Here is an 18,616-nt window from a genome sequence, read left to right as displayed (position 1 = left end):
GCACGACGCTGAGAGTGCCGGGCGCTCATGAGCGTCTGCCTACCAGGGTGAGAAAGCGCATCTCTCATGGCCATGGCACCCGCCCCGGCAAGGCTGACGACTTGCTCCGCTGCCGCCGGCCCCGGACAGCGCTGGTGGCTGGAATACCGCGCGCCCTGTCGGCAGTCACGAAGCTCCACGCTGGCCGATCAGCAACGCGGTGCAGGGATCAGCTGGCACCCAACATTGCCTAACTCTTTTTGAAGATGTATGATTGCCTTCCGTTGGGGCGCGCCGGAACTGATGGTGCGACGGGCTCCCGACCCGCCCCGCACGTCGAGGTGGAACGCCAGCGAGCCCACGAAGGTGATGACGCAGCGGTCCAGCCAGACCAACTACCCGCCCGCGTCACCGGTGACCAGCACCATGCCACCCTGGGTGCCGACCCTGGCCAGCAGGTCGGCGAGGCGCTGGTCGAGTCGCGCGAAACGTAGGCGGGCAGGCGACGTGAGCGCCGCGCGCGGCGCCGCGAAGCGAAGCGCGCCGACGAAAGGCTGTGGCGCCGCGACGCGAGTCTCTGACCTGGGCATTATCGAGCCGCCCGCACCACTCTCATCTTCGACGCCGGCCTGCACCTTTGTTCGCGGCGCAGTCCACGCCCGGCTCGTGATCTATCACGGCAAGCGGTCGAGCTCCTTGCCCTTGATCCGATCGCCACGGCGATCGGATCGACCTCGGCGTCGAGTGGCTGGGGCACACCTCGATCCCGGCCGGCTGCATCACGACCATGCCGAAGTTCTCCGACTCCGACGAGTAGATCCGCAAACCCCAACCCCGCCGCGAGCCCCAGCCGAGCCCGCCGCGCTCCCACTCAGGACACCCTGACGCCACCCGAACACCGGAGATACCTCATGTCGCCCGACCATCCCGCACCCGCCAGCCGCCACCTCGACCTCCCCGAAGGCTGGAAGATCCAGCTCGAAGCCACGCTCAACATCACCATCCTCACCCTGGCACAGCCGGACGGATCCGCCGTTCACCACACCTTCCACCTCGGATCCCTCCCGCCCGGCTCGGACAGCCCCCTCACCGTCGAAGCTCTCACCGATATCCCGTCGGCGGAGCTGCACAGTGCCGCCGAAAGGCTCCTGGTGGCGTACGCCAACCGCGTCGCAACGGCCCAGGCGAACGCCGACGCCTTCAAGAGCGACTTCCCCGACCTCACCGCCCTGTACGAGCGGGTACGCAGCTACGCCCCCGAATGCCACACCGACCTGGATCTGGACCACGAAGCCCTGACCGTCGTCCTCGTGCTCGGCAGCAAGTCCGCCACGTCCGCCACGTCCGGGTACTCGCTCTGCTCGGCACCTGGCTGCTCACCGTCGGCGCCACATCCGCGCATCCCCCCGCCGGAGTCCTCGTCGAGCCGGGAGACAGCGCCCAAGAGCTCACCGTGACCCTCGGTCAGGCCCAGGCATCCGCCTTCCTCCACTGGCTTCGAGGGCAACCGCAGCCCTGACCCGGAACCGCCGTAGGGCGACCTCCGCCCTCGGCCGGGCGCGCACCGATCTGGTCTGTCGCTCAGTGCTGGGCCCATCAGGCGCTGGCCCCCTCAGCCGGACGCTGGCTGGTGCCCGTCCTACCTCGGACGCCCCGGCTACCCCAGGGTCTCGACGCACTGTCTCGATCACCTGACCGAGGACTCAGGTCCAGGTCCGATGAATCTCGACGGGGCGCAGCGGCGAGCCGAAGCCGCTCCGCCCTGCCCGAGTCACGACAATCTTGCCGTGCTGCTTCCCTTCTCTGCCCACGGGCCTGTCCTGCTCCCGTCGATCGCCAGCCGACCAGCGGACCTCACTCCCTTCCTCGCCGCCGACGAGCTGACCACGGCACGGACCTACTCGTCTAGGTAACGATGACCGCGTCGAACCCGCCCCGGGGCACCGGGGCGGCGGGCGCACCGTCGCCGTGAACAGCCACCACAGTGCCGACGCCAGCCTCGGCGGCGAGGCGCCGGGTGCGGTTCACCACGTCCGGATCGAGGTCCACGGTGACGATCCGGCCGCCCAGGCCGACTACCTCGGTGATCCGACCGTCGCGGCACATGTCTACCGCCAGCTCTACAGCGTCGGGAGAGCGAACCGCTCGTCCAACAGGGCACCCTCGCGGCCTCCGGGGCGGTCGGCAGGGTACGCAGCGAGGTGTCGAGGGCGGCCGGGCCGGAAAATGCGGTAGGCGCTCGCGGCATCAGGGAAGAGGGGCATGTTCGGGGCTCCAGGTCGGTTCAGGTCGCTCGGTCCAGGCGAAGGTGACAGCAAGTCAGGGCGCGGGAGCGCCGGGCTCGGCGGCGGATTCCAGAGAGGATGCGGACTGCGCGGGGAGCGCGGTCGCAGGTCCGACGCCGGTGGCGGTGGCCAGGGAGGTGAGGTGACGGATGGGGGAACGCCACAGCATCCACGCTGGCACGGCCAGCAGACAGGTGATCACGGCCAGGGTCGGGCGCAGACCGATCGCGGCGCCCAGGACGCCGGCCAGCAGCGCGGCCAGCGGGCGCAGCCCGAACGCCAGCCACATGCCGCTGGACTGAGCCCGGCCTTGCAGCTCGGGCGGGGCGATCAGCTGGCGGATACTGCGGAGGAGCCCGCCGCTGGCCACCGCGCACCCGGTCTGGACGACCATCGCCGCTGCGATGGCCCACTGGCCCATGACGCCGGGCCGGGCCAGGAGCAGCGGGAGCTGGCACACCGGGGACAGGGCCAGGGCCGTGACGATGACGCGGCCGGGGCCGAAGCGGGCGGCCAGGTGGCGGCCGGTGATGCCGCCGATCACTCCGCCGATGCCGCCTGCTCCCATGACCAGGCCCAGCATGGTGGGCGGCCATCCGAGGTTGCGTAGCAGGAACAGGCTCCACAAGGCCGCGCAGGCGGCCATCACGCTGGCGTTGACGCAGTTGGACAGTACGGCGGCGCGGACCAGCGGTGTGCGCAGGGTGTAGGTGAGGCCTGCGCGGATGTCGGCGAACATGCTGGCTGGCTGCTCGGGTTCGGTCCGGGCGGGCTCCGGGGTGGTGATGCGCATCAGCAGCAGCGCGGAGAGTAGGTAGGAGAGGGAGTCGGCGGCGATGGCGCGGGCGCCGCCGAGGAGGCCGACCAGCAGCCCGCCCAGGTTCGAGCCGGTCGTGTCCGCCAGCGAGTTCCCGGTTCCCAGCCTGGTGTTGGCCTCCACCAGCTGGTGGCGCTCCACCAGCTGCGGCACGAAGGCGGTGGACGCCGTGCTGCCCAGGACCTGGAGAGAGGCGACCAGGAAGGTCACCACGTACAGCTGGGCCAGGGACGGCTCGGTGACCAACGACACCAGCGGCACGCTGGCCAGCACGGCGCCGCTGGCCAGCTCACAGCCGATGACGATCGGCCGCTTGGGCCACCGGTCGACCAGCACGCCGGCGTGCAGAGTGAACAACAACGGGGGCAGGCGTCCGGCCGCCGCCAGCCCGGCCACCTGCACGGTGGAGGCGTGCAGCTGCAGCGCGGCGACGACCGGGACGGCCACCAGCGTCACCCCGCTGCCGGCAACCGAGATCCCCTGCCCCAGGGCGTAGTTACGGAAGTCCGCCTGCCGCCACAGCGTGCCCGAGCCGCCCGGCCGGGCTCCCTTCTCAAAGCGCTGGCCGGCCGAAGGCACGGTCACCGGCCCGCCAGGATCAGGTCGAGGACCTCCGAAGTGGGCCGGACGTCGCCGAAGGACCGGTAGAGGGTCCGCAAGGTGGCGTTGTGAACCTCGTCGCTGCCGGCGGCCGTACCGTCGGCCACCACGATCACCCGCAGGCCCAGGGTGGAGGCGTCGCGCGCCGACCCGGCCACGCACACGTCGGTGACGACACCGCACACCACCACAGTGTCGATGCCGCGCTCGGCCAGCAGATCGGGCAGCGGGCAGAAGCCGGGGAAAAAGGGCTCTTGTGCTCCATCTGTGGGTCGCTGAGGAGCGCCTGACGCAGTACACGCCGTCCCCTGTGCAGATCTTGAGGTGTTGAGGCCCGAGATCGGTTTGCGCAGGGAGAACGGCGTGCGGTTCACCACGGTATTGAACGCGCTGGTCGGATGCGAGCAGGCGGTGCCGGAGGACGTGCGGTTCGAGGTAGATGCGCAGGTCATCGTGGTCGCGGTCCGGCCGAGGTCTCGGGCGCGTCGCCGTTGCGGGATCTGTGGGAGCCGCTGTCCGGGGTTCGACGCCGGTGCGGGGCGTCGGCGCTGGCGTCACCTGGACGCTGCCGGCCTCAAGCTCTACCTGGAGGCCGACGCGCCCCGGGTGACCTGCCGGCGGCACGGGGTGGTGGTCGCCGCCGTCCCCTGGGCCCGCCACGACGCCGGGCTCACCCGCGACTTCGATCAGCAAGTCGCCTGGATGGCCACCGAATGCTCCAAGGCGGCCACTGCCCAGCTGATGCGGACTGCCTGGCGCACGGTCGGCGCGATCATCACCCGCCACCAGGCCGACGCCGACGCCGGGATCGACCGGCTCGCCGGCCTGCGGCGTGTCGGCATCGACGAGATCTCCTACCGGCGCGGGCAGAAGTACATGACCGTCGTGGTCGACCACGACTCCCGACGGGTGGTGTGGATGGCGGACGGCCACGGCAAGGACGTACTGCGCTCCTTCTTCGACGTGCTGGGCGCCGACCGCGCGCACGGGCTCACCCACATCAGCGCCGACGGCGCCGAGTGGATCGCCGACGTGGTCGCCGAGCGCGCTCCCAACGCGGTACGCGCCATGGACCCGTTCCACGTCGTGGCCTGGGCCACCGAGGCCCTGGACGAGGAACGCCGCTCCGCGTGGAACCGGGCACGACGCGAGGCCGCCGACCCCGAACTCGCCCGCCGCCTCAAGCACTCACGCCACGCGTTGTGGAAGAACCCCGAGGACCTCACGCCCCGCCAGCAGGTCAAACTCGCCTGGATCGCGACCAACGACCCCCGCCTGCACCGCGCCTACCTGCTGAAGGAGGGCCTGCGCACGATCTACCGGATCGCCGCCGAGGAGGGCGTCCAGGCCGCGGTGAAGGCCCTGGACCGATGGCTGTCCTGGGCCGCCCGGTGCCGCCTTCCGGCCTTCACCGACCTCGCTCGCAAGATCAAGCGCCACTACGAGGCCATCCTCCACGCGATCATCGAGAAGCTGTCCAACGGCCTGATCGAGTCGACGAACACCAAGACCCGCTTGATCATCCGCCGAGGCTTCGGCTTCCGTTCCGCCGAGGCCGTCATCGCCCTCGTCATGCTCTGCCTCGGCGGCAACCGCCCCACCCTGCCCCGACGCCAACTCGCATGACCCGACCCACAGGTCCAGCACAAGAGCCGGAAAAAGGCACTGGATACGGCCTTCTCCACAATCAGGTCGCGCTCTTCGTCCACGGCGAACTGCGGCCACAGGCGCCCGGCGAGCGGGCCGCTGCCGCCGGAGGTCCGGTACAGCTCCGCGACCTGGGGGCCGTAGAACTCCTCCCGGGCCGCGCTCGGGCCGCCGGGTCCCGGCAGCACCCAGGCCACGAGGCCGCCGCACTCGCGCAGAGCTCCCGCCAGGACCTGGATCTGCGGGATCACGCCACGCGCGTACGGCCCGTCGAAGAACGGCACCATGTCGATCACCACCAGCGCGGTGCGGACCGGGTCGAGCCGGGTGTAGGCGTGCCGGCGGCCCCAACGTTCCTCCTGCCGGTCGTACTCGCGCTGAGGGATCGACCAGTCGTGCAGCAGGACGGGGGTGTCGGCCGTGGTCAGAGCGCTCACGCGTACGCCGCCGGCCCGGCGGCGTGGGCGGCCATCAGAACCGGCGCGGCCAAAACTGCCGGCGGCCGGGTGCTGGGCGGCGTGACGGCGCACCAGCTCGGCCGTGGAGGGGCGCAGCAGCAGCCTGTGCAGCATGTCCGGCTCGAACCAGCGCAGCATGACGCCCTCGTTCAAGCACACGGAGTCGGGGTCGCCGCTCCAGCGGGCGGTGTGGATCTGAACGGGCAGGCACAGCCCGTCGACGCCGGTGGCCTGTTCCACCGCGAAGGGCTCGAGGTCGGTGAGTTCGAGGCCGGGGGCCTCTTCGGCGAGTTCGCGCAGCAGGGTGTCCGTCAGCGTGGTGTCCTGTGGCTCGCGTCCGCCGCCCGGAAGCGACCACTCGCCCGGGGCCCAGATGCGGCCCGGGTAGTTGTCGCGCAGGTGGAAGAGGTAGTGGCCCGCGCCGTCGTGGATCAGGACGGAGGCGTTGACCGGCTCCGCCCGGCCGTCGATCCCGGCGGCGCGCAGCTTCGCGCGCAGTGAGGGGGAGGCGACCTGGTCGAGGGGGCGCCACTCGGCTCCGGTGACCTCCTCGGCCTGCAGTGCGACCTCGGCTTGTTCGGCGACGAGGCAGAAGGCGAACCGGAAGTCGTAGTGCTGGTGCGCGCCTTCGCCCTTGTCCGGGTTGGGGTCGATGTCGTTGATGTCGATGTCGACCGGGACGCCGAGAGTCTGCGGGGTCAGGCACAGGTCGCCCGGCGCGATGCCGGCCTCCTCCCGGACCTCGCGCAGGGCGGTTGCGAGCAGGCTCTCGTCTGCCTCCTCGACGTGGCCGCCGGGGCAGATGACCAGGCCGGTGGCCTTGTGGTGGATGTGCAGGACCCGGCCGTCGGGCCGGATTACGACCGCGCTGCAGGTGATGTGCGCGGGCAGGGTCGCCCGGCTCGTGGGCATCGGTGCGCCGTCCAGGGACGCCAGCAGCGGTGTCAGGTTGGCGCGTTCGCCGGGGTGGCGTTCCAGGTAGGTCTGGACGAGGTCGCGGATGTGGCTGCGAGCGGGGGGCACGGTGAAACCTCTCGGGATGGGCGTGTCGGCGAGCAGCCGACCGTGCGGAGGTGGTCGCGGGTTCTCTGCGGTCCGGGTGCTGGGCGCACCCCCATTCATCACGTCTGGTATCCATTCGAGTTCATTGGGTGACGATGCCAGGAGGGTCTGACACTCGCCCCGTTCCCGGCCCGGCAGCCGTTTCCGGCACTCATGCACCGCTCCTCTCGGCCGGTGCGCAGGGCGGACGCGGTGGCGTTCGGTCGGCACTCCGGGATCCGGGGCACCTGCCGAGCACGGGAGCGGGGGCCGGTCAGGTCGTGGGTATCTCCCAGCTCAGCCCCGGCCCGCCGACCGCCCGCTGGACGCCGTCGGTGAACTCCAGCCGGTACTCAACCGGGCGGCCGGCCGCCGTCCAGCGCGCGTGGATCTCCTCGGCCTCCCGCCACAGGTTCCGCGGCCCCCACTCGACGGCACGCGTCCCGTCCCGCGCGACGGCGGCCCGCGACCCGTCGGTCGCAACCAGCACCACCTCGTCGTCGAAGCCGGGAGCGTCCCAGTGCCTCCGGCCCCCAGGCAGGACGTGCGCGAGCGCGACCCAGAATCCACGCTCGGCCGGCGCGGGCGGCACCAGCACGGCGGAACGGCTTCGGCCGCTCTCGGCCGGTGCGGCCGGCAGCGGGATGAACCCGCGGGCCCGGTCCGGTACATGTCCCCACAGCTCTGAGGCGAGCCGCCCGGACATCGTTCCCGCCTCGTCGCGGTGGACGAGGGCGGTGGCGTGCCAGCCGGGCGCACCAGTGGTGATGGTGGTGCGCAGCCGGCCGCCCGGGGCGAGGTGGTGCAGCCAGGCGGCGGGGATGCGCCGGACGGCGAACGAGGCGGTGATCGCGTCCCACGGGCCTTCAGGCAGTCCGCGCAGCCCGTCACGGACCACGAGCCGCACCCCGGCGCTGATCGCGGCCAGGCGCGGTGCGGCGTCGCGGGCCAGCTCCCGGTCGATCTCCACCCCGGTCGCCTGCCGTCCCGTCAGTTCGGCGGCGACCGCGCTCAGGTAGCCGGTGCACGCCCCGATCTCCAGAAACCGGTCGCCCGACCCGAGGCGGACGTCCTGGAGGGTGAGGGCTAGCAGCCCGGCGCCCGAACTCTGCCCGGTCGGGACGCCGACGTGCTCGCTCCCGGCCAGGAGCGGGCCCGGCGGCCGACAGTCGAGCTGCACGACGACCTGGTCCATCCCGTAGCAGACGGCGAGGTGCTGCTCGGGCTCGTCCGCGAAGTCGACGAGCCTCCAGCGCCGGACGGGTCGGACGCTGCCGAGCGGCGCGAACAGGCGCGGCATCAGCAGATGCCGGGGCACTCGGGCCAGCGCCGCGACGACCACGGGGTCGTGCACGCCGGGCTCCCGGGCAAGCGCGGCGGCGAAGGCGGATCGGGCATCGGCCTCCGAAGCCCGCGGGGCCGGGACGCTGGTCTTCTCGGTCACCGGCCGTCCACCTCGAGCGCCTGGTTCCACCCTGACGGCTGGAGCCGGTCGCGTTCGCCAGCATGCTGTTGCAGGCGGGCGAGGGTGGTCGCGGTGATCGAGTCGGCGGGTGGCAAGCGGAGCTCCTACTCGGGCGGTGGTCGGCGCAGGGTGCGGGCGTGGCAGGGCCGTCCCCAGGGCGGATCAGTGTGGGCGTGGCCCGGCCGTCTGGATCAGCCGGTCCGGTCGCCGGTGAAGCGGAGCAGCGCCGGGGGATGGCGTCGGCCGTTGATCTGGAGTGCGAGGTGGTAACTGCCCGGTGCGAGGGCGGCTGTGCCGCGGGACTTCAGCGGATGGGTGGTGTCGACGGCCAGATCGGTGCCGACGGACAGGGCAGGTGCGGGCGGGTGGCCTCGCTGGCCACACGCCGCACCCGGTGGTCGGCGGCACCGGCCCAGTCGGCGGCCAGTGTCCGCCCGGGATGGGTGTTGAGGAAGGCGCGGACGGTGTCCTCGGCGGAGAAGTACGGGGTGATGGCAGCGAGCGCGGCGAAGGCCTGGTCGAGCCGCTCCGGGTGGAGGTGGTGGGTGGCGACGTGGGCGGAGTGCGGGGCGTAGATGTACAGGCCGAAGTCGGTGGTCGCGCCGGCGGCCTCCGGAGTGGCCTGCAAGGACCGCGGCAGAGCGTCGAGGGCTGCCGGGCCGGTGACGGGAAGGTACTGGTGCAGGGCGTCGGCGGTGCGGGCCTTGAGTTCCGGGTGCGGCAGGTCGGCGGACACCTGGACGGTGAACGCGACCGCGTCGAAGCCAGGGCAGACTTCACCTCGCGCCTGATACGGGCGATCCGCTCCGGTCTCAACGCCCTTTCTTTCAGCGGAACTTGGGAACTCATTCGACCACCCTAGTGTCGGTGCCGCCCGGTGGCGGGCGGCTCAGCGGAGATTCGCCCGTCGGGGGGACAGGGTCGGCGTGTCGGTTGGCGGCGTGCACCCGTGTCGGCAGGGCGCCGCCTGGTGGATGGGTGAAGGTCGGAAGTTGGCTGGGACTGCGTTCAGGTGTCAGTCCGGAACCGAGAGGTACACCGTGCGGCCGGTGCGCCGTGCGTCGTCGTAGGCCTGAAGGCGGGCGTAACGGTCCGGGGGCAGGAGGTGGCGCCACTGGTCGAGGGTGGCGAAGCGGGCGTCGTCGTGTTCGTCGGGGTCGAGGCTGATGTGTGCTGCGTGTTCGGTCGGCATGGTGCCGCCGTCGAAGACGATGCCGAAGCGTCCTGGCCGGTCATGGCTGGGCGGGGTGACGACCACGGCGAGGGGCGCCAGCGCGGTGATCTTGTGGCCGGTCTCCTCCAGGGTTTCGCGTTCGGCGGTCTCGTGGGGTACTTCGTCATGCTCGGTGTGCCCGCCGGGGTGCTGCCAGCCCCGGTTCCCGGTGGCGTGGAGCAGCAGGATCCGGCCGTCCTCGTCGTGGATGTGGAGGGCGGCCCAGGCCTTCCAGTCGGGGAGGGCGGCCAGGTACTGGTGCAGGGGTACGGGGCCGAACGCCGGGTCGGCCCCGTACCCCGGGAGGTGAGTGTCCATCGGCCGAGGCTATGCCCGCCGGCGTCCGCCGGGCAGGTGTCGGTCTGGTGGCGCGGGTCAGCGGGTGTGGACGGTTCCGTCATCGAGGACGGCGACGGTCGCTTCGTCGGGCAGGGGGGTGCCGAGGACGGCGGCGGGGATGCCGGCCTCGCGCAGCAGGATTGCCAGGTGGCACAGCCGCGAGCCGCCTTCGAACACCATGCCGGCGACGTCGTCGAGGAGGACGGACAGGATCGCGTACGGGCGGCGGGCGTAGACGACGGGCTTGCCGGGCATGGCCCGGACTACGGTGATGAGGCCGCTGACGTAGTCGCTGGCGGGGGCATCGGCGACGGAGCGCATGCTGACGAGGGGCGCGACGGTGAACCGGGTGAGGTCGTCGCTGTCGGAGATGCGCAGCAGCGGTCCGGTGGCGGCTCCCGGGCTGAGGACGTGGCCGGCGGTCGGTACGACGGTGTCGTGATCGGCGCCGGGCTCGGTGTGGTCCACGAACTGCGGGCCGTCGGGCGTGAGGACCCACTCGCTGTAGACGCCGGGCATGTCGGCGTCCAGCACGCCGGTGAACGCGGCGACGGTCTGCAGCGTGCGGGCCGTCCAGGGCGCGGGCGGTTCGAGGGTGTTCCACGCGTGTTCGTCGGTGGTTGGCGGGCACAGGATCTGCTCGACGCCGGCCATGCCCCGGTTGATGTCGAGCAGGCCGTCCGAGGAGTGGTCGATGACGGTCGTTCCGTCCTCGAGCCGGTGGGCGACCGCGCCGACGAGGCCGCGGACGAACGGCCGGACGATCACGGCGTGCACGGTGAGCGGGTCGGTGGCGGTGCCCCATGCGGCGGTGAGGAAGTCCAGGAGGGCGGCGGCGGGGAGGATGTTCTGGCGCAGGTCGCGTCCGAGGTCGACCACGACGTCGCCAGCCAGGTCGGTCAGCCAGGCCGGGCGCAGCGCGGGGTCGGTGAGCGCTGCTCCGTTGATGCTGAGGATCCAGCCGTCGCGGACGGCGACGTCGGCGGCGCGGGCCATGCGGTAGGGCCGGGAGCGCTTGGCGGTGATGGCGAGGTAGACGTCGGCGAGGTCGCCGAGGACGAGTCCTGCGGGGAGGGTGTCGGTGAAGTAGAGGCTGGCGCTTGCGCACACGGGTCCGGTGGGCTGTGCGCGGTGCAGGTGGGCGGTGAGGGGCCGGACCTGCAGGAGCTGGGTGGTGCTGCCGTCCCAGGCCCATTCGATATCGACGTCGCCCCGGAAGAGCGCCTTGAGGCTGCGGGCGAGGGCTGCGACCGAGTGGTACGGCTCGGGTGCGGTGCTGTGCGGTGCGACGTCGACGGTGGTGCCGGCCTCGGCTCCGTCGGCGAGGTGTTCGGCGGTGCCGGAGACGGCCTCGACGGTCACGGTCCCGCCGGGTTGGGTGAAGGCGATGCCGGAGAGGCGGGCGTCGGCCATGGCCTGGATGATGACGGCCATCCGCGGTGTGGGGTCGGAGTCGTGGGCGCGCAGGCGGCCGAGGACGGCTGGGAGGGCGTAGAAGGAGCGCCAGCAGGCGAGGATGGCCTGCTCGACGTCGGCGAGGGTGCTCAGGTGCAGGAACGAGTTGTAGAGGCCGGCGTGGCTGCTGGCGGGACCGTCCTCGACGGTGGTGGAGGAGCGTACGGCTACGGGGCCGTCGAGCTGGGCGACGAAACCGGCGACGATGGTGCGCATGCGCGGGGTGAGGGCGAGGCCGTCGAGGATGCTGGCGAGTTCGCGCTGGGCGCCGACGAGGTCGTGTCCGACGGTGGTGGTGAGGTCGGTGAAGAGCGTGGGCAGGCGGCGCAGCCGGTCGGTGCCGAGCGCCTCGGTGAACCAGTCCACCGGGACGCAGCAGGCGGGCGGGATGTCGGCGGATCCGGCTGCTGCGGCGGCGTTCAGTGCGGCGAACTTGTTGCCGACGGCCTCGGCCGCGCAGTCCGCGGCCGAGGGGAGGGCGGCGACACGCATGGTCGTCATGAGGATTCGTCTCCGGTCGGGTCCGAGAGCAGGTGGAGGTCGGAGGCGGGTCCCGCGAGCCACTTGGTGACGATCTCGTCCACCTGCTGCTGTGCGCTGCGGGGGTCGTCGCCGGAGTTGTCGAGGGTCCACGTCGGGATGATCTGGTCGTAGCCCCAGGTGGCGTCCGTCTCGGGCGACTGGGTGCGGTCCGGTCGGGCCGCGAGGCGCTGCAGGCGCACCTGGTCGTCGCAGGCGATGCGGACGAAGTCGAATCCGGCGGCCGCCATGCGGGGGTAGTCGGTGGCCGCGTCGCGCAGGTCGTCGTTGATGACGACCTGCGCGGTGCTGGCGTCGGCCCGGGCCAGGAAGTCCTCGACCAGGAAGTCGGGGTTGATGCGCCGGAACTGGCGGGCGAGCTCGCACAGCAGTTCCTGGTCGGGCTCCCATGTGCCGATCTCGCGGCCGGCCACCTGATAGAGGTGGGCCTGCGTTCGGTAGAGCGGCCGGGCGATCTTGACGACCTCGACGCTGAGACCGCGACGCGCGAGGTTCTCGGCGAACAGGGCGCTGATGGTGGACTTGCCGGACCCGGTGAGGCCGTACAGGGCGAGGGAGGGACGGGACATCGGTGCGGGCTCCTGGGTGGTCAGTGGGCGGTGTGCTGGCGCAGCCACGTCGCCTTGGACAGGTGGTGCTCGGTACAACGGATCTCGCGGCTCTTCAGCCACGCCCTAGTCCAGTCGGTGAGGCGCTCGAAGCCCTCCATGAGGCCGTCGTCGGGTCCGGCGGGGGTGAGGGTGCGGCTTCGCACGTACTCGACCTCGACCTGGTGCAGCGCGGGGATGTCGGGGCGGTCCTGGACGGTGCAGCGGTCGAACATGACGGAGAAGACGTGGCCGGTGCGGGCGTCCTCCATGAGGACGTTGAATCGGACCCGGCGGTAGGTGGCGGACCAGGCGACGTCGACGCCGTGCTGGTCGGCGATGACCTGCCGCAGGTTGGGGTCGGTGCCGAGGTCGAGGCCGTCGGTGAGGACTTCGCGCCGCTCGGCCTGGTCGCTGCCCCACTTGCGGCGGCTGATCCAGGTGCCGTTCACGGCGGGGATGTAGGCGATGTGGCCCTGCTCGGCCGGCGGGGTGTCGATGGCGTGCAGGTGGTTGAGGAAATCCCACTGCTCGAAGCCGCCGCCGGGCTCGAGGATGAAGCCGGGAAGGTCGCCGGCGTGGATGAGGTCACGGGTTTCGACGGCCAGGCGCCAGATGTCCGGGTTGCCGTTGAGGGTGAACTTCTGCTCGATCTCCGTGTCGGGGCGGGCGTTGGTGAACCACCGCTGGTGGTTGTTCAGGCGCGGGCCGTGGGCGCGGTGGCGCGCGGCGAGGTCGTCGGTCCACGCGGTGACGGTGGGGGCGCTGGCCCACTCCCCGTGGAGCGGGGAGCCGTCCAGGCGCAGGAACACCAGCTCAGGGCCGAAGGAGAGCTGGGTGAAGGGCTGCCAGGTGCCGTCGGGCCGGGCCACGAGGAGGAACAGCGGCGCGAGGTCGCCCAGGCCCTCGCAGGCCCGGACGATGCGGGCGAGCGTCGCGCCGGCGTTGTTGCCGCGGCTGCCCTCCGCTCCGATCCGGTAGTAGGAGGCGGCAGCGTTGTCGGCGGTGAGGGTGAGGGTGTTGCGGTCCGGTTCGGCCTGGGTGCGCCAGGTGGCGGCCACCAGCTCCCCGCGGCTGGGGCCGGCCGCCTCGTGGCGCAGTGCGCTGGGGCCGACGAGGAGTACCACCTCGGTGCGGCGGCCGGAGGGCAGGGACGCGGGGTCGATGGCGGTGACGGGTGCGGTCATGGTGCGCTCTCCTGTGGCAGGTCGACGAGCAGTTCCATGGCGGAGTGGTCGCTCAGGCCGCTCTCGCGCGGTTCGTGCAGGTAGCGGCAGGTGCGGATCCGCGCGCTGTGCGCGGCGGTGACCAGGGCGTGGTCGAAGCGGTAGCCGTCACCGGATCGGCGCCCGAACCAGCTGTGCTCGACCTCCTCCGGGTGCAGGGCGCGGAAGGCGTCGGTGAAGCCCGCGGCGGCGAAGGAGGTGTAGAAGTCGTACTCCCACCTCCCGTACAGGCTGTGGTGCGGGATGTGGCCGGGCTCCACGACGTTGAGGTCGCCGAGGACCGCGACCAGGCCGCCGCGGGCGGCGAGGGCCGGCAGTGCGGCGCTCACCGCGTTCTGGAAGGCCCGTTTGTCCTCGTTGCGCCGCTCCTTGGGCCCGCGGGAGGGCACGTACAGACCCGCCACGGTGATCGGGGTGCCGGCGAGGGTGAGGGCGGCGGTGGGGAAGCGGTGGGGCAGGAAGTCCACCGGGGACGGCCCGGCGGCGACGGTGGCGTGGCGGGAGGCGATGACGGTGCGGTAGTCGTCACCGCCCCACGGCGCGATCACGGCCCGGTAGCCGGCGTCGCTCAGCTCCTGCACCAGCACGTCGCCGCTGCTCCCGCCGGAGACCTCGGTGAGGACGACGACGTCGGTGCTCTCCTGGCCGGCCAGCCAGTCGACCTGGCGAACGGTGCGGGCGGGTGCTGCGTGCTGGACGTTCCACGTCACCAGCCGCAGCCGGTCGGTGGCCGGCTCGTGCCCGGCCGTGCGGTGGGTGAACAGTGAGGCCTGGCCCGTCATGGCTTCTCCAGTTCGTCGAGGAAGACCTCTCCGGCGGCGTCCAGCTGCTGCTGGATGCGCCCGCAGGTCTCCCGGATGAACGCCATGTCGTCGCCGGACAGCTCATCGCCCAGGCACAGCAGGTTCTTCTCGACCTGCTCGGCGGTGGTGAATCCGGTCAACACGGCGCAGTTGTCGGCGTGCTGGAGAACGTAGCGGATCGCGACGCGGGCGAGGTCCGCCGACGAGGGGCCGAAGCGCTGGCGCAGCGGCTCAAGGCCATGCTGGAGGATCCGCAGGAACGGCTCGGTGAACCACGCCTTGCGCCCGCGGATGTCGCCCTCGCCGAAGGCCGGCGGCCGCTCGGGGTCGTACTTGCCCAGCAGCAGCCCCTGCGCGAGGGGCTTGTTCGCCAGCACCGACACGCCGCGCTCGGCGGCAAAGGCGAACAGGTCCTGCTGGCCGTCGCCCGCGAGGGGGGTCAGGGCGTTGAAGCGCACCGACAGGTAGTCCGGGCCGATGATCTCGAACAGCTGGCGGAACCGCGCGTGCTTGTTTTCCCGCTGCTGCTTGGGGACGGTGAGGCGGTCGGTGGCCAGGCGGTGCGGGCCGCGCATCCCGACGGCCCTGATCAGGCCCTGGCGGCGGAAGGCATGCATCTGCTCGACGGCGCCGTCCAGGTAGCGGTCCTGCTCGCCGAAGGAGTTGGTGTGGAGGAAGTAGATGTCCAGGTAGTCGGTGCCCAGGTTGCGCAGGGTCGTCTCCAGCTGGTGGCGCATGTGCCCGGGCTCGTAGGCGTGCTCCGCGGTGCCGGCGAAGTACCCGACCTTGCTGGAGATGACAACGCTGTCACGCTCGACGCCGGCCAGGAACCGGCCGATCAGCCTCTCGGAGTGGCCGTGGCCGTACACGTCGGCGGTGTCGAACAGGTTCGCGCCGAGCTGGTGCGCGCGGCGCAGTCCGAGCAGTGACTCGCGGTCGTCCGCGTTCGCCCAGCCCATCGGCAGTCCGAGGTTGTGACCGGGACCGCCGATCGCCCAGCAACCGATCGCCACCGGGTTGACCGTCAACTTCCGCGCGAGCAAACGGCTTTCTACACCCTGCATTCGTTCTACCTCTTCCGTGAGATTCCGTCACAAACCATGACGAAGGTGACTATGGTGTGGCGCGTGAGCACCGAACTTGATTTGAACCCGATCCTGGCCGCCGGATGGGCGACCCCCGCAGACTTCACCCCCGCCGAGTACGCGCGGGCCGAGGCGTTCTACGCCTCGATGCGCGTTCACGATGCCCGGCTGCTGGAGCTGCGCGAGCGGGCCGCCGGCCTGATCCGCGAGTGGACCGGACGCGAGCCGCGCGACGTCGGCTCGCTCGGCACCCGCCTCAACCTGGAGACCTCCGACCTGGACCTCGGCATCGGCTTCCCGGTCGCCGACCGGGAGAACCTGAAGCAGGTCCTCGCCGACCGGACGACGTTCCTCGGCGAGCGCAGGACGTCCTTCTCCACGACCCGGCTCGTCTTCTCCTTCACCCTGGAGGGCGTCGAGGTCGACCTGTCCGCGTTGACGGACGAGGACTTCCTGGTGGCCTGCCGGATGCTCGACCAGATCGCGGAGGCGATGACCGAGGAGGAGCGCATCTGCCACCTGTGGGTCAAGCACCTGCTGCGCGAGCAGGGCCGCCTCACCGACTACGCGAAGTGGAAGCTGGTCACCTACGCCCGGTTCTGCCCCGAGTTCAACTGGGTGCCGATCCCGGAGAAGGCCGGCATCTGACCCGCACCGCCCCCGGGTGGGCCGCCCCCTGCGCCGGGGGCGGCCTACCCGCGTCAGGTCCCGCACGGATCGGCCGCGTTGATCAGCGCCCAGTCGCCGTTGCCCGCCCAGCGGGCGTGCTCCGCCCGCAGAAGCTCGGCCCGGTCGCCGGGCAGCACCGCCACCGCAGCCGCCACCGCCTCCTGCGCCCGCGAGGCCAGGCCCGCGATCTCCGCGTCCAGCGCCGCCCGGAGCCTGTCCCGCAGGACCACGCCGCCGTCCACGCCCAGCTCCGGCGGGGTGTCCTCGACCGCCGCCAGCATGTGCCCCAGTACCGTGTACGCCGCGTCCTTCAGAACCACCCGGGCGGCGCGCACAGCCCCCCACGCCGCGCCCCGCTCCAGCACTTTCTCCAGCGACTTGAGCGTGTAGTCGAAGGCGAAGTTGCGGTCCACCCACAGCTGCGCCCACTCGGAGGCGATGCCGATCCGCCAGTCCGCGAAGTCGGCGTCCTGGCGGCCCATCGACGGCCTGACCGCACCCGCCAGGCCCCGGGCCTCGACCATGCGCGTGTAGGCGGCGCCGATCAGGCACTCCATGGAGACGAGCATGTAGGAGATGCCCTCGTGGAGCGGCCGGCCGGTGGTGTGTTCGGCGACGAACGCCTCGTCGCGCACACCGGCGACGATCTCCTCGACCGACAGGTGCGGCAGGGGGCGCAGCAGAAGGTCGGTGCGGCCCTGGAAGGCGTGGGTCGCCCGCAGTTCCTCCAGCGTCATGAGGTGGTCGAAGGTGATGTAGGTGTACCGGGTGGGGACGCCGAGCGCGGACAGGGTCCGGATCGCCAGTGCGTTCTGCTCGGCGGTCGTCTCCTTGTTGAAGCGTTCCAGGACGGAGTCGACGCCGGACTCCACTCCGAACAGGCACCGGCGCAGGCCCCGCTCGACCAGCCCGCGCCACATGGCCGCCCGCTCCACGTGCCAGTCCTCGTCGTGGTCGGTGTGCACCACCTGCTCGATGCGGCAGCTGGTCTCCCACTGGAATCCGGCGTCGTGGATCGTGCCGGCCACCGCCAGTGCTCTGGGTACGGCGTCCGCTCCGCGGCCGACGAACTCCTCGTCCACCACGTACAGGACCCGGCTGGTGTCGGAGTGGCGCTCGAAGACCAGGGAGACCTCGTGCAGGAACCACGGGAGCATGTCGGCGTTCGCCCCCGCCCACTTGCCCTTGTGGTCGCGGGGGCAGAAGGAGCACGCGCTGACGCAGCCCTTCGAGCACTCGGCCTGGGCGACGCCGTGGCAGGAGAGGGTGGCGTCCAGCAGGTCGAGCTCTGGCAGCAGGTCGCTCTCCTCGCTGCGGGCCGCGACCGGCCGGGCGGTGCGGCGGATTCCCAGCGTGCCCGCGCCGCGGGCGGCTCCCTGGTACCCGATGCCCGGGATCTCCTCGCGGGTGATGTCGCCGTGCCAGTGTGCGAGGACGCCGCGGATCGTCGGTGCGCCCGCCCCGCGGGCGATGAGCAGCTTCGGGTAGGCCTCCAGGAGCTGCTTCTCGTTGCGGGCGGTGAGGCTGCCGCCGGCCACGACCAGCGGAGGCTCCGGCAGCGTGTAGGCGGCCTGCAGCACCTCCACCATCAGGTCGTGCTGCCCGAACGTCGCGGAGATGCCGAGGATGTCGGGGGTGTTGTCGGCGATCTCCTTGAACAGGTCGGGCAGCTCCACACCGAGCTGCATGTCCATCAGGTCGGTGGTGCCCATGAGGGTGGAGCGCGACCCGCGGGCGACGTCGCTGATCCCGAGAGGGAACCGCGGCAGAGGGAAGAACTCGGGGTGGTAGAGCGCGGCCAGCAGCAGCCGGGGCCGCGACAGCCGCTCGACGGCGTACTCGTCCAGGTCAGCGAGCGAGAGCCACGACTCGGGGTCGTCGAGGTCGATGTGACCGGTCAGCCAGTCGGGCCAGTGGCGGCTGTCATGGGCCTGGCCGGAGAGGTCGGCGACGGCCCAGCGGCCGTCGGGGCGCTCGAGGAGGACGAGACGGCGATCCAGGGTGCCGGTGACGCGCACGCGGCCGGCGAGGTCGCCGAGGTGGGCCTCCAGGTGCCGGCGCAGCTCGTTGGGCCGGGTCCGGCATGCCCCGACCGCAGCCGCGCGAAGGTCGGCGCCCGGCGCGACGGCCTCCAGCAGGGGCGTCAGCGTGTCGGACAGCGGGCCGGGCGTCGGCCGGTGCGGTAACGGCTGCCGCCGGCTGGGCCCTTGGGTGTTGGACATCGTTCCTCCTGGGTTGTGGAACCGTCTCGGTGCCGGGGCACCGGCAGCAGCGTGGGGAGGGGACAGGAACGTGCTGCGCCGATTCATTGCGGCGCTGCACGGCGGCGCCGTGCGTGACAGTCAGGGCGCGGGCAGGAAGCGGCCCTTGCCCGCTCGTGCGACCGGGGTGTCGTCGGGCGGCTGCG

15 protein-coding genes and 1 pseudogene are annotated in these 18,616 nt (G+C 71.8%); 3 read left to right on the top strand and 13 right to left on the bottom strand.

Annotated elements, in window-relative coordinates; translation table 11 throughout:
- The first annotated feature begins 890 nt into the window (after nt 1-890).
- On the top strand, nt 891-1,436 hold the full coding sequence (locus OG689_RS42360) for a hypothetical protein (protein ID WP_266328673.1): 546 nt from the start codon (nt 891-893) through the stop codon (nt 1,434-1,436).
- 448 nt (nt 1,437-1,884) lie between these two features.
- On the opposite strand, the gene OG689_RS42355 is transcribed toward OG689_RS42360, so the two are convergent.
- From OG689_RS42355 to OG689_RS42345, 3 genes are all read right to left on the bottom strand, one after another.
- Nucleotides 1,885-2,085, bottom strand: coding sequence for a methyltransferase domain-containing protein (locus OG689_RS42355; RefSeq protein WP_266328903.1), 201 nt, complete (start codon nt 2,083-2,085; stop codon nt 1,885-1,887).
- Between the two features lie 213 nt (nt 2,086-2,298).
- Entirely contained in the window at nt 2,299-3,666 is a 1,368-nt protein-coding gene (locus OG689_RS42350) for an MFS transporter (protein WP_266328671.1), read from the bottom strand.
- A complete protein-coding gene (locus OG689_RS42345) occupies nt 3,663-4,055 on the bottom strand; it encodes an isochorismatase family protein (protein ID WP_266328669.1) in 393 nt (130 codons plus the stop codon). The genes OG689_RS42350 and OG689_RS42345 overlap by 4 nt, the downstream gene beginning before the upstream one ends.
- Between OG689_RS42345 and OG689_RS42340 the strand changes: the two genes are divergently transcribed.
- Nucleotides 4,045-5,307 (top strand): ISL3 family transposase, encoded by a 1,263-nt coding sequence (locus tag OG689_RS42340; RefSeq protein WP_266328667.1) that lies wholly within the window; start codon nt 4,045-4,047, stop codon nt 5,305-5,307. The two genes, OG689_RS42345 and OG689_RS42340, sit on opposite strands and share 11 nt — an antisense overlap.
- Nucleotides 5,308-5,864: 557 nt before the next feature.
- Here OG689_RS42340 and OG689_RS42335 read toward each other — a convergent pair.
- The 9 genes and pseudogenes from OG689_RS42335 to OG689_RS42295 all read right to left on the bottom strand — a co-directional run.
- Nucleotides 5,865-6,698 (bottom strand): annotated as a pseudogene (locus tag OG689_RS42335) (NUDIX domain-containing protein); the annotation flags it as partial.
- Nucleotides 6,699-7,101: 403 nt separating this feature from the next.
- Complete coding sequence (locus OG689_RS42330) at nt 7,102-8,271, bottom strand: hypothetical protein (RefSeq protein ID WP_266328665.1); 1,170 nt, start codon at nt 8,269-8,271, stop codon at nt 7,102-7,104.
- A 325-nt stretch (nt 8,272-8,596) separates the two neighbouring features.
- The gene (locus OG689_RS42325; RefSeq protein ID WP_266328663.1) at nt 8,597-9,028 is read right to left on the bottom strand and encodes a hypothetical protein; all 432 of its coding nucleotides are present in this window, start codon (nt 9,026-9,028) and stop codon (nt 8,597-8,599) included.
- A 279-nt stretch (nt 9,029-9,307) separates the two neighbouring features.
- Nucleotides 9,308-9,823, bottom strand: a complete 516-nt coding sequence (locus OG689_RS42320; RefSeq protein ID WP_266328661.1) for an NUDIX hydrolase — start codon at nt 9,821-9,823, stop codon at nt 9,308-9,310.
- A 57-nt stretch (nt 9,824-9,880) separates the two neighbouring features.
- Nucleotides 9,881-11,800 carry a PEP/pyruvate-binding domain-containing protein gene (locus OG689_RS42315; RefSeq protein WP_266328659.1) on the bottom strand — a complete coding sequence of 640 codons (1,920 nt, stop codon included), beginning with the start codon at nt 11,798-11,800 and terminating at the stop codon, nt 9,881-9,883.
- Nucleotides 11,797-12,408 carry an ATP-binding protein gene (locus OG689_RS42310; RefSeq protein ID WP_266328657.1) on the bottom strand — a complete coding sequence of 204 codons (612 nt, stop codon included), beginning with the start codon at nt 12,406-12,408 and terminating at the stop codon, nt 11,797-11,799. Before OG689_RS42310 ends, OG689_RS42315 begins: the two co-directional genes overlap by 4 nt.
- 20 nt (nt 12,409-12,428) lie before the next feature.
- Entirely contained in the window at nt 12,429-13,613 is a 1,185-nt protein-coding gene (locus OG689_RS42305; protein WP_266328655.1) for a hypothetical protein, read from the bottom strand.
- The gene (locus OG689_RS42300) at nt 13,610-14,434 is read right to left on the bottom strand and encodes an endonuclease/exonuclease/phosphatase family protein (protein WP_266328653.1); all 825 of its coding nucleotides are present in this window, start codon (nt 14,432-14,434) and stop codon (nt 13,610-13,612) included. The genes OG689_RS42305 and OG689_RS42300 overlap by 4 nt, the downstream gene beginning before the upstream one ends.
- The gene (locus OG689_RS42295) at nt 14,431-15,498 is read right to left on the bottom strand and encodes an aldo/keto reductase (RefSeq protein WP_266328651.1); all 1,068 of its coding nucleotides are present in this window, start codon (nt 15,496-15,498) and stop codon (nt 14,431-14,433) included. The genes OG689_RS42300 and OG689_RS42295 overlap by 4 nt, the downstream gene beginning before the upstream one ends.
- An 84-nt stretch (nt 15,499-15,582) precedes the next feature.
- Here OG689_RS42295 and OG689_RS42290 point away from each other — a divergent pair, with 84 nt between their 5' ends.
- Nucleotides 15,583-16,188 (top strand): hypothetical protein, encoded by a 606-nt coding sequence (locus OG689_RS42290; protein ID WP_266328649.1) that lies wholly within the window; start codon nt 15,583-15,585, stop codon nt 16,186-16,188.
- 53 nt (nt 16,189-16,241) lie between these two features.
- Here OG689_RS42290 and OG689_RS42285 read toward each other — a convergent pair whose 3' ends face one another.
- Nucleotides 16,242-18,431 carry a radical SAM protein gene (locus OG689_RS42285; protein WP_266328648.1) on the bottom strand — a complete coding sequence of 730 codons (2,190 nt, stop codon included), beginning with the start codon at nt 18,429-18,431 and terminating at the stop codon, nt 16,242-16,244.
- Between the last annotated feature and the right edge of the window lie 185 nt (nt 18,432-18,616).

Origin of the sequence: Kitasatospora sp. NBC_00240 (assembly GCF_026342405.1) — a bacterium.
Classification (GTDB): Bacteria; Actinomycetota; Actinomycetes; order Streptomycetales; family Streptomycetaceae; genus Kitasatospora.
The sequence above is the reverse complement of the archived record's forward strand: the minus strand, read 5'-3'. Positions and strand labels throughout refer to the sequence as shown.

What these genes read in the sequence shown, in the direction of transcription:
- OG689_RS42355 (WP_266328903.1), bottom strand. Translation starts at nt 2,085, where the DNA reads ATGTGCCGCGACGGTCGGATCACCGAGGTAGTCGGCCTGGGCGGCCGG.
- OG689_RS42320 (WP_266328661.1), bottom strand. Translation starts at nt 9,823, where the DNA reads ATGGACACTCACCTCCCGGGGTACGGGGCCGACCCGGCGTTCGGCCCC.
- OG689_RS42310 (WP_266328657.1), bottom strand. Translation starts at nt 12,408, where the DNA reads ATGTCCCGTCCCTCCCTCGCCCTGTACGGCCTCACCGGGTCCGGCAAG.
- OG689_RS42360 (WP_266328673.1), top strand. Translation starts at nt 891, where the DNA reads ATGTCGCCCGACCATCCCGCACCCGCCAGCCGCCACCTCGACCTCCCC.
- OG689_RS42300 (WP_266328653.1), bottom strand. Translation starts at nt 14,434, where the DNA reads ATGACGGGCCAGGCCTCACTGTTCACCCACCGCACGGCCGGGCACGAG.
- OG689_RS42285 (WP_266328648.1), bottom strand. Translation starts at nt 18,431, where the DNA reads ATGTCCAACACCCAAGGGCCCAGCCGGCGGCAGCCGTTACCGCACCGG.
- OG689_RS42315 (WP_266328659.1), bottom strand. Translation starts at nt 11,800, where the DNA reads ATGACGACCATGCGTGTCGCCGCCCTCCCCTCGGCCGCGGACTGCGCG.
- OG689_RS42305 (WP_266328655.1), bottom strand. Translation starts at nt 13,613, where the DNA reads ATGACCGCACCCGTCACCGCCATCGACCCCGCGTCCCTGCCCTCCGGC.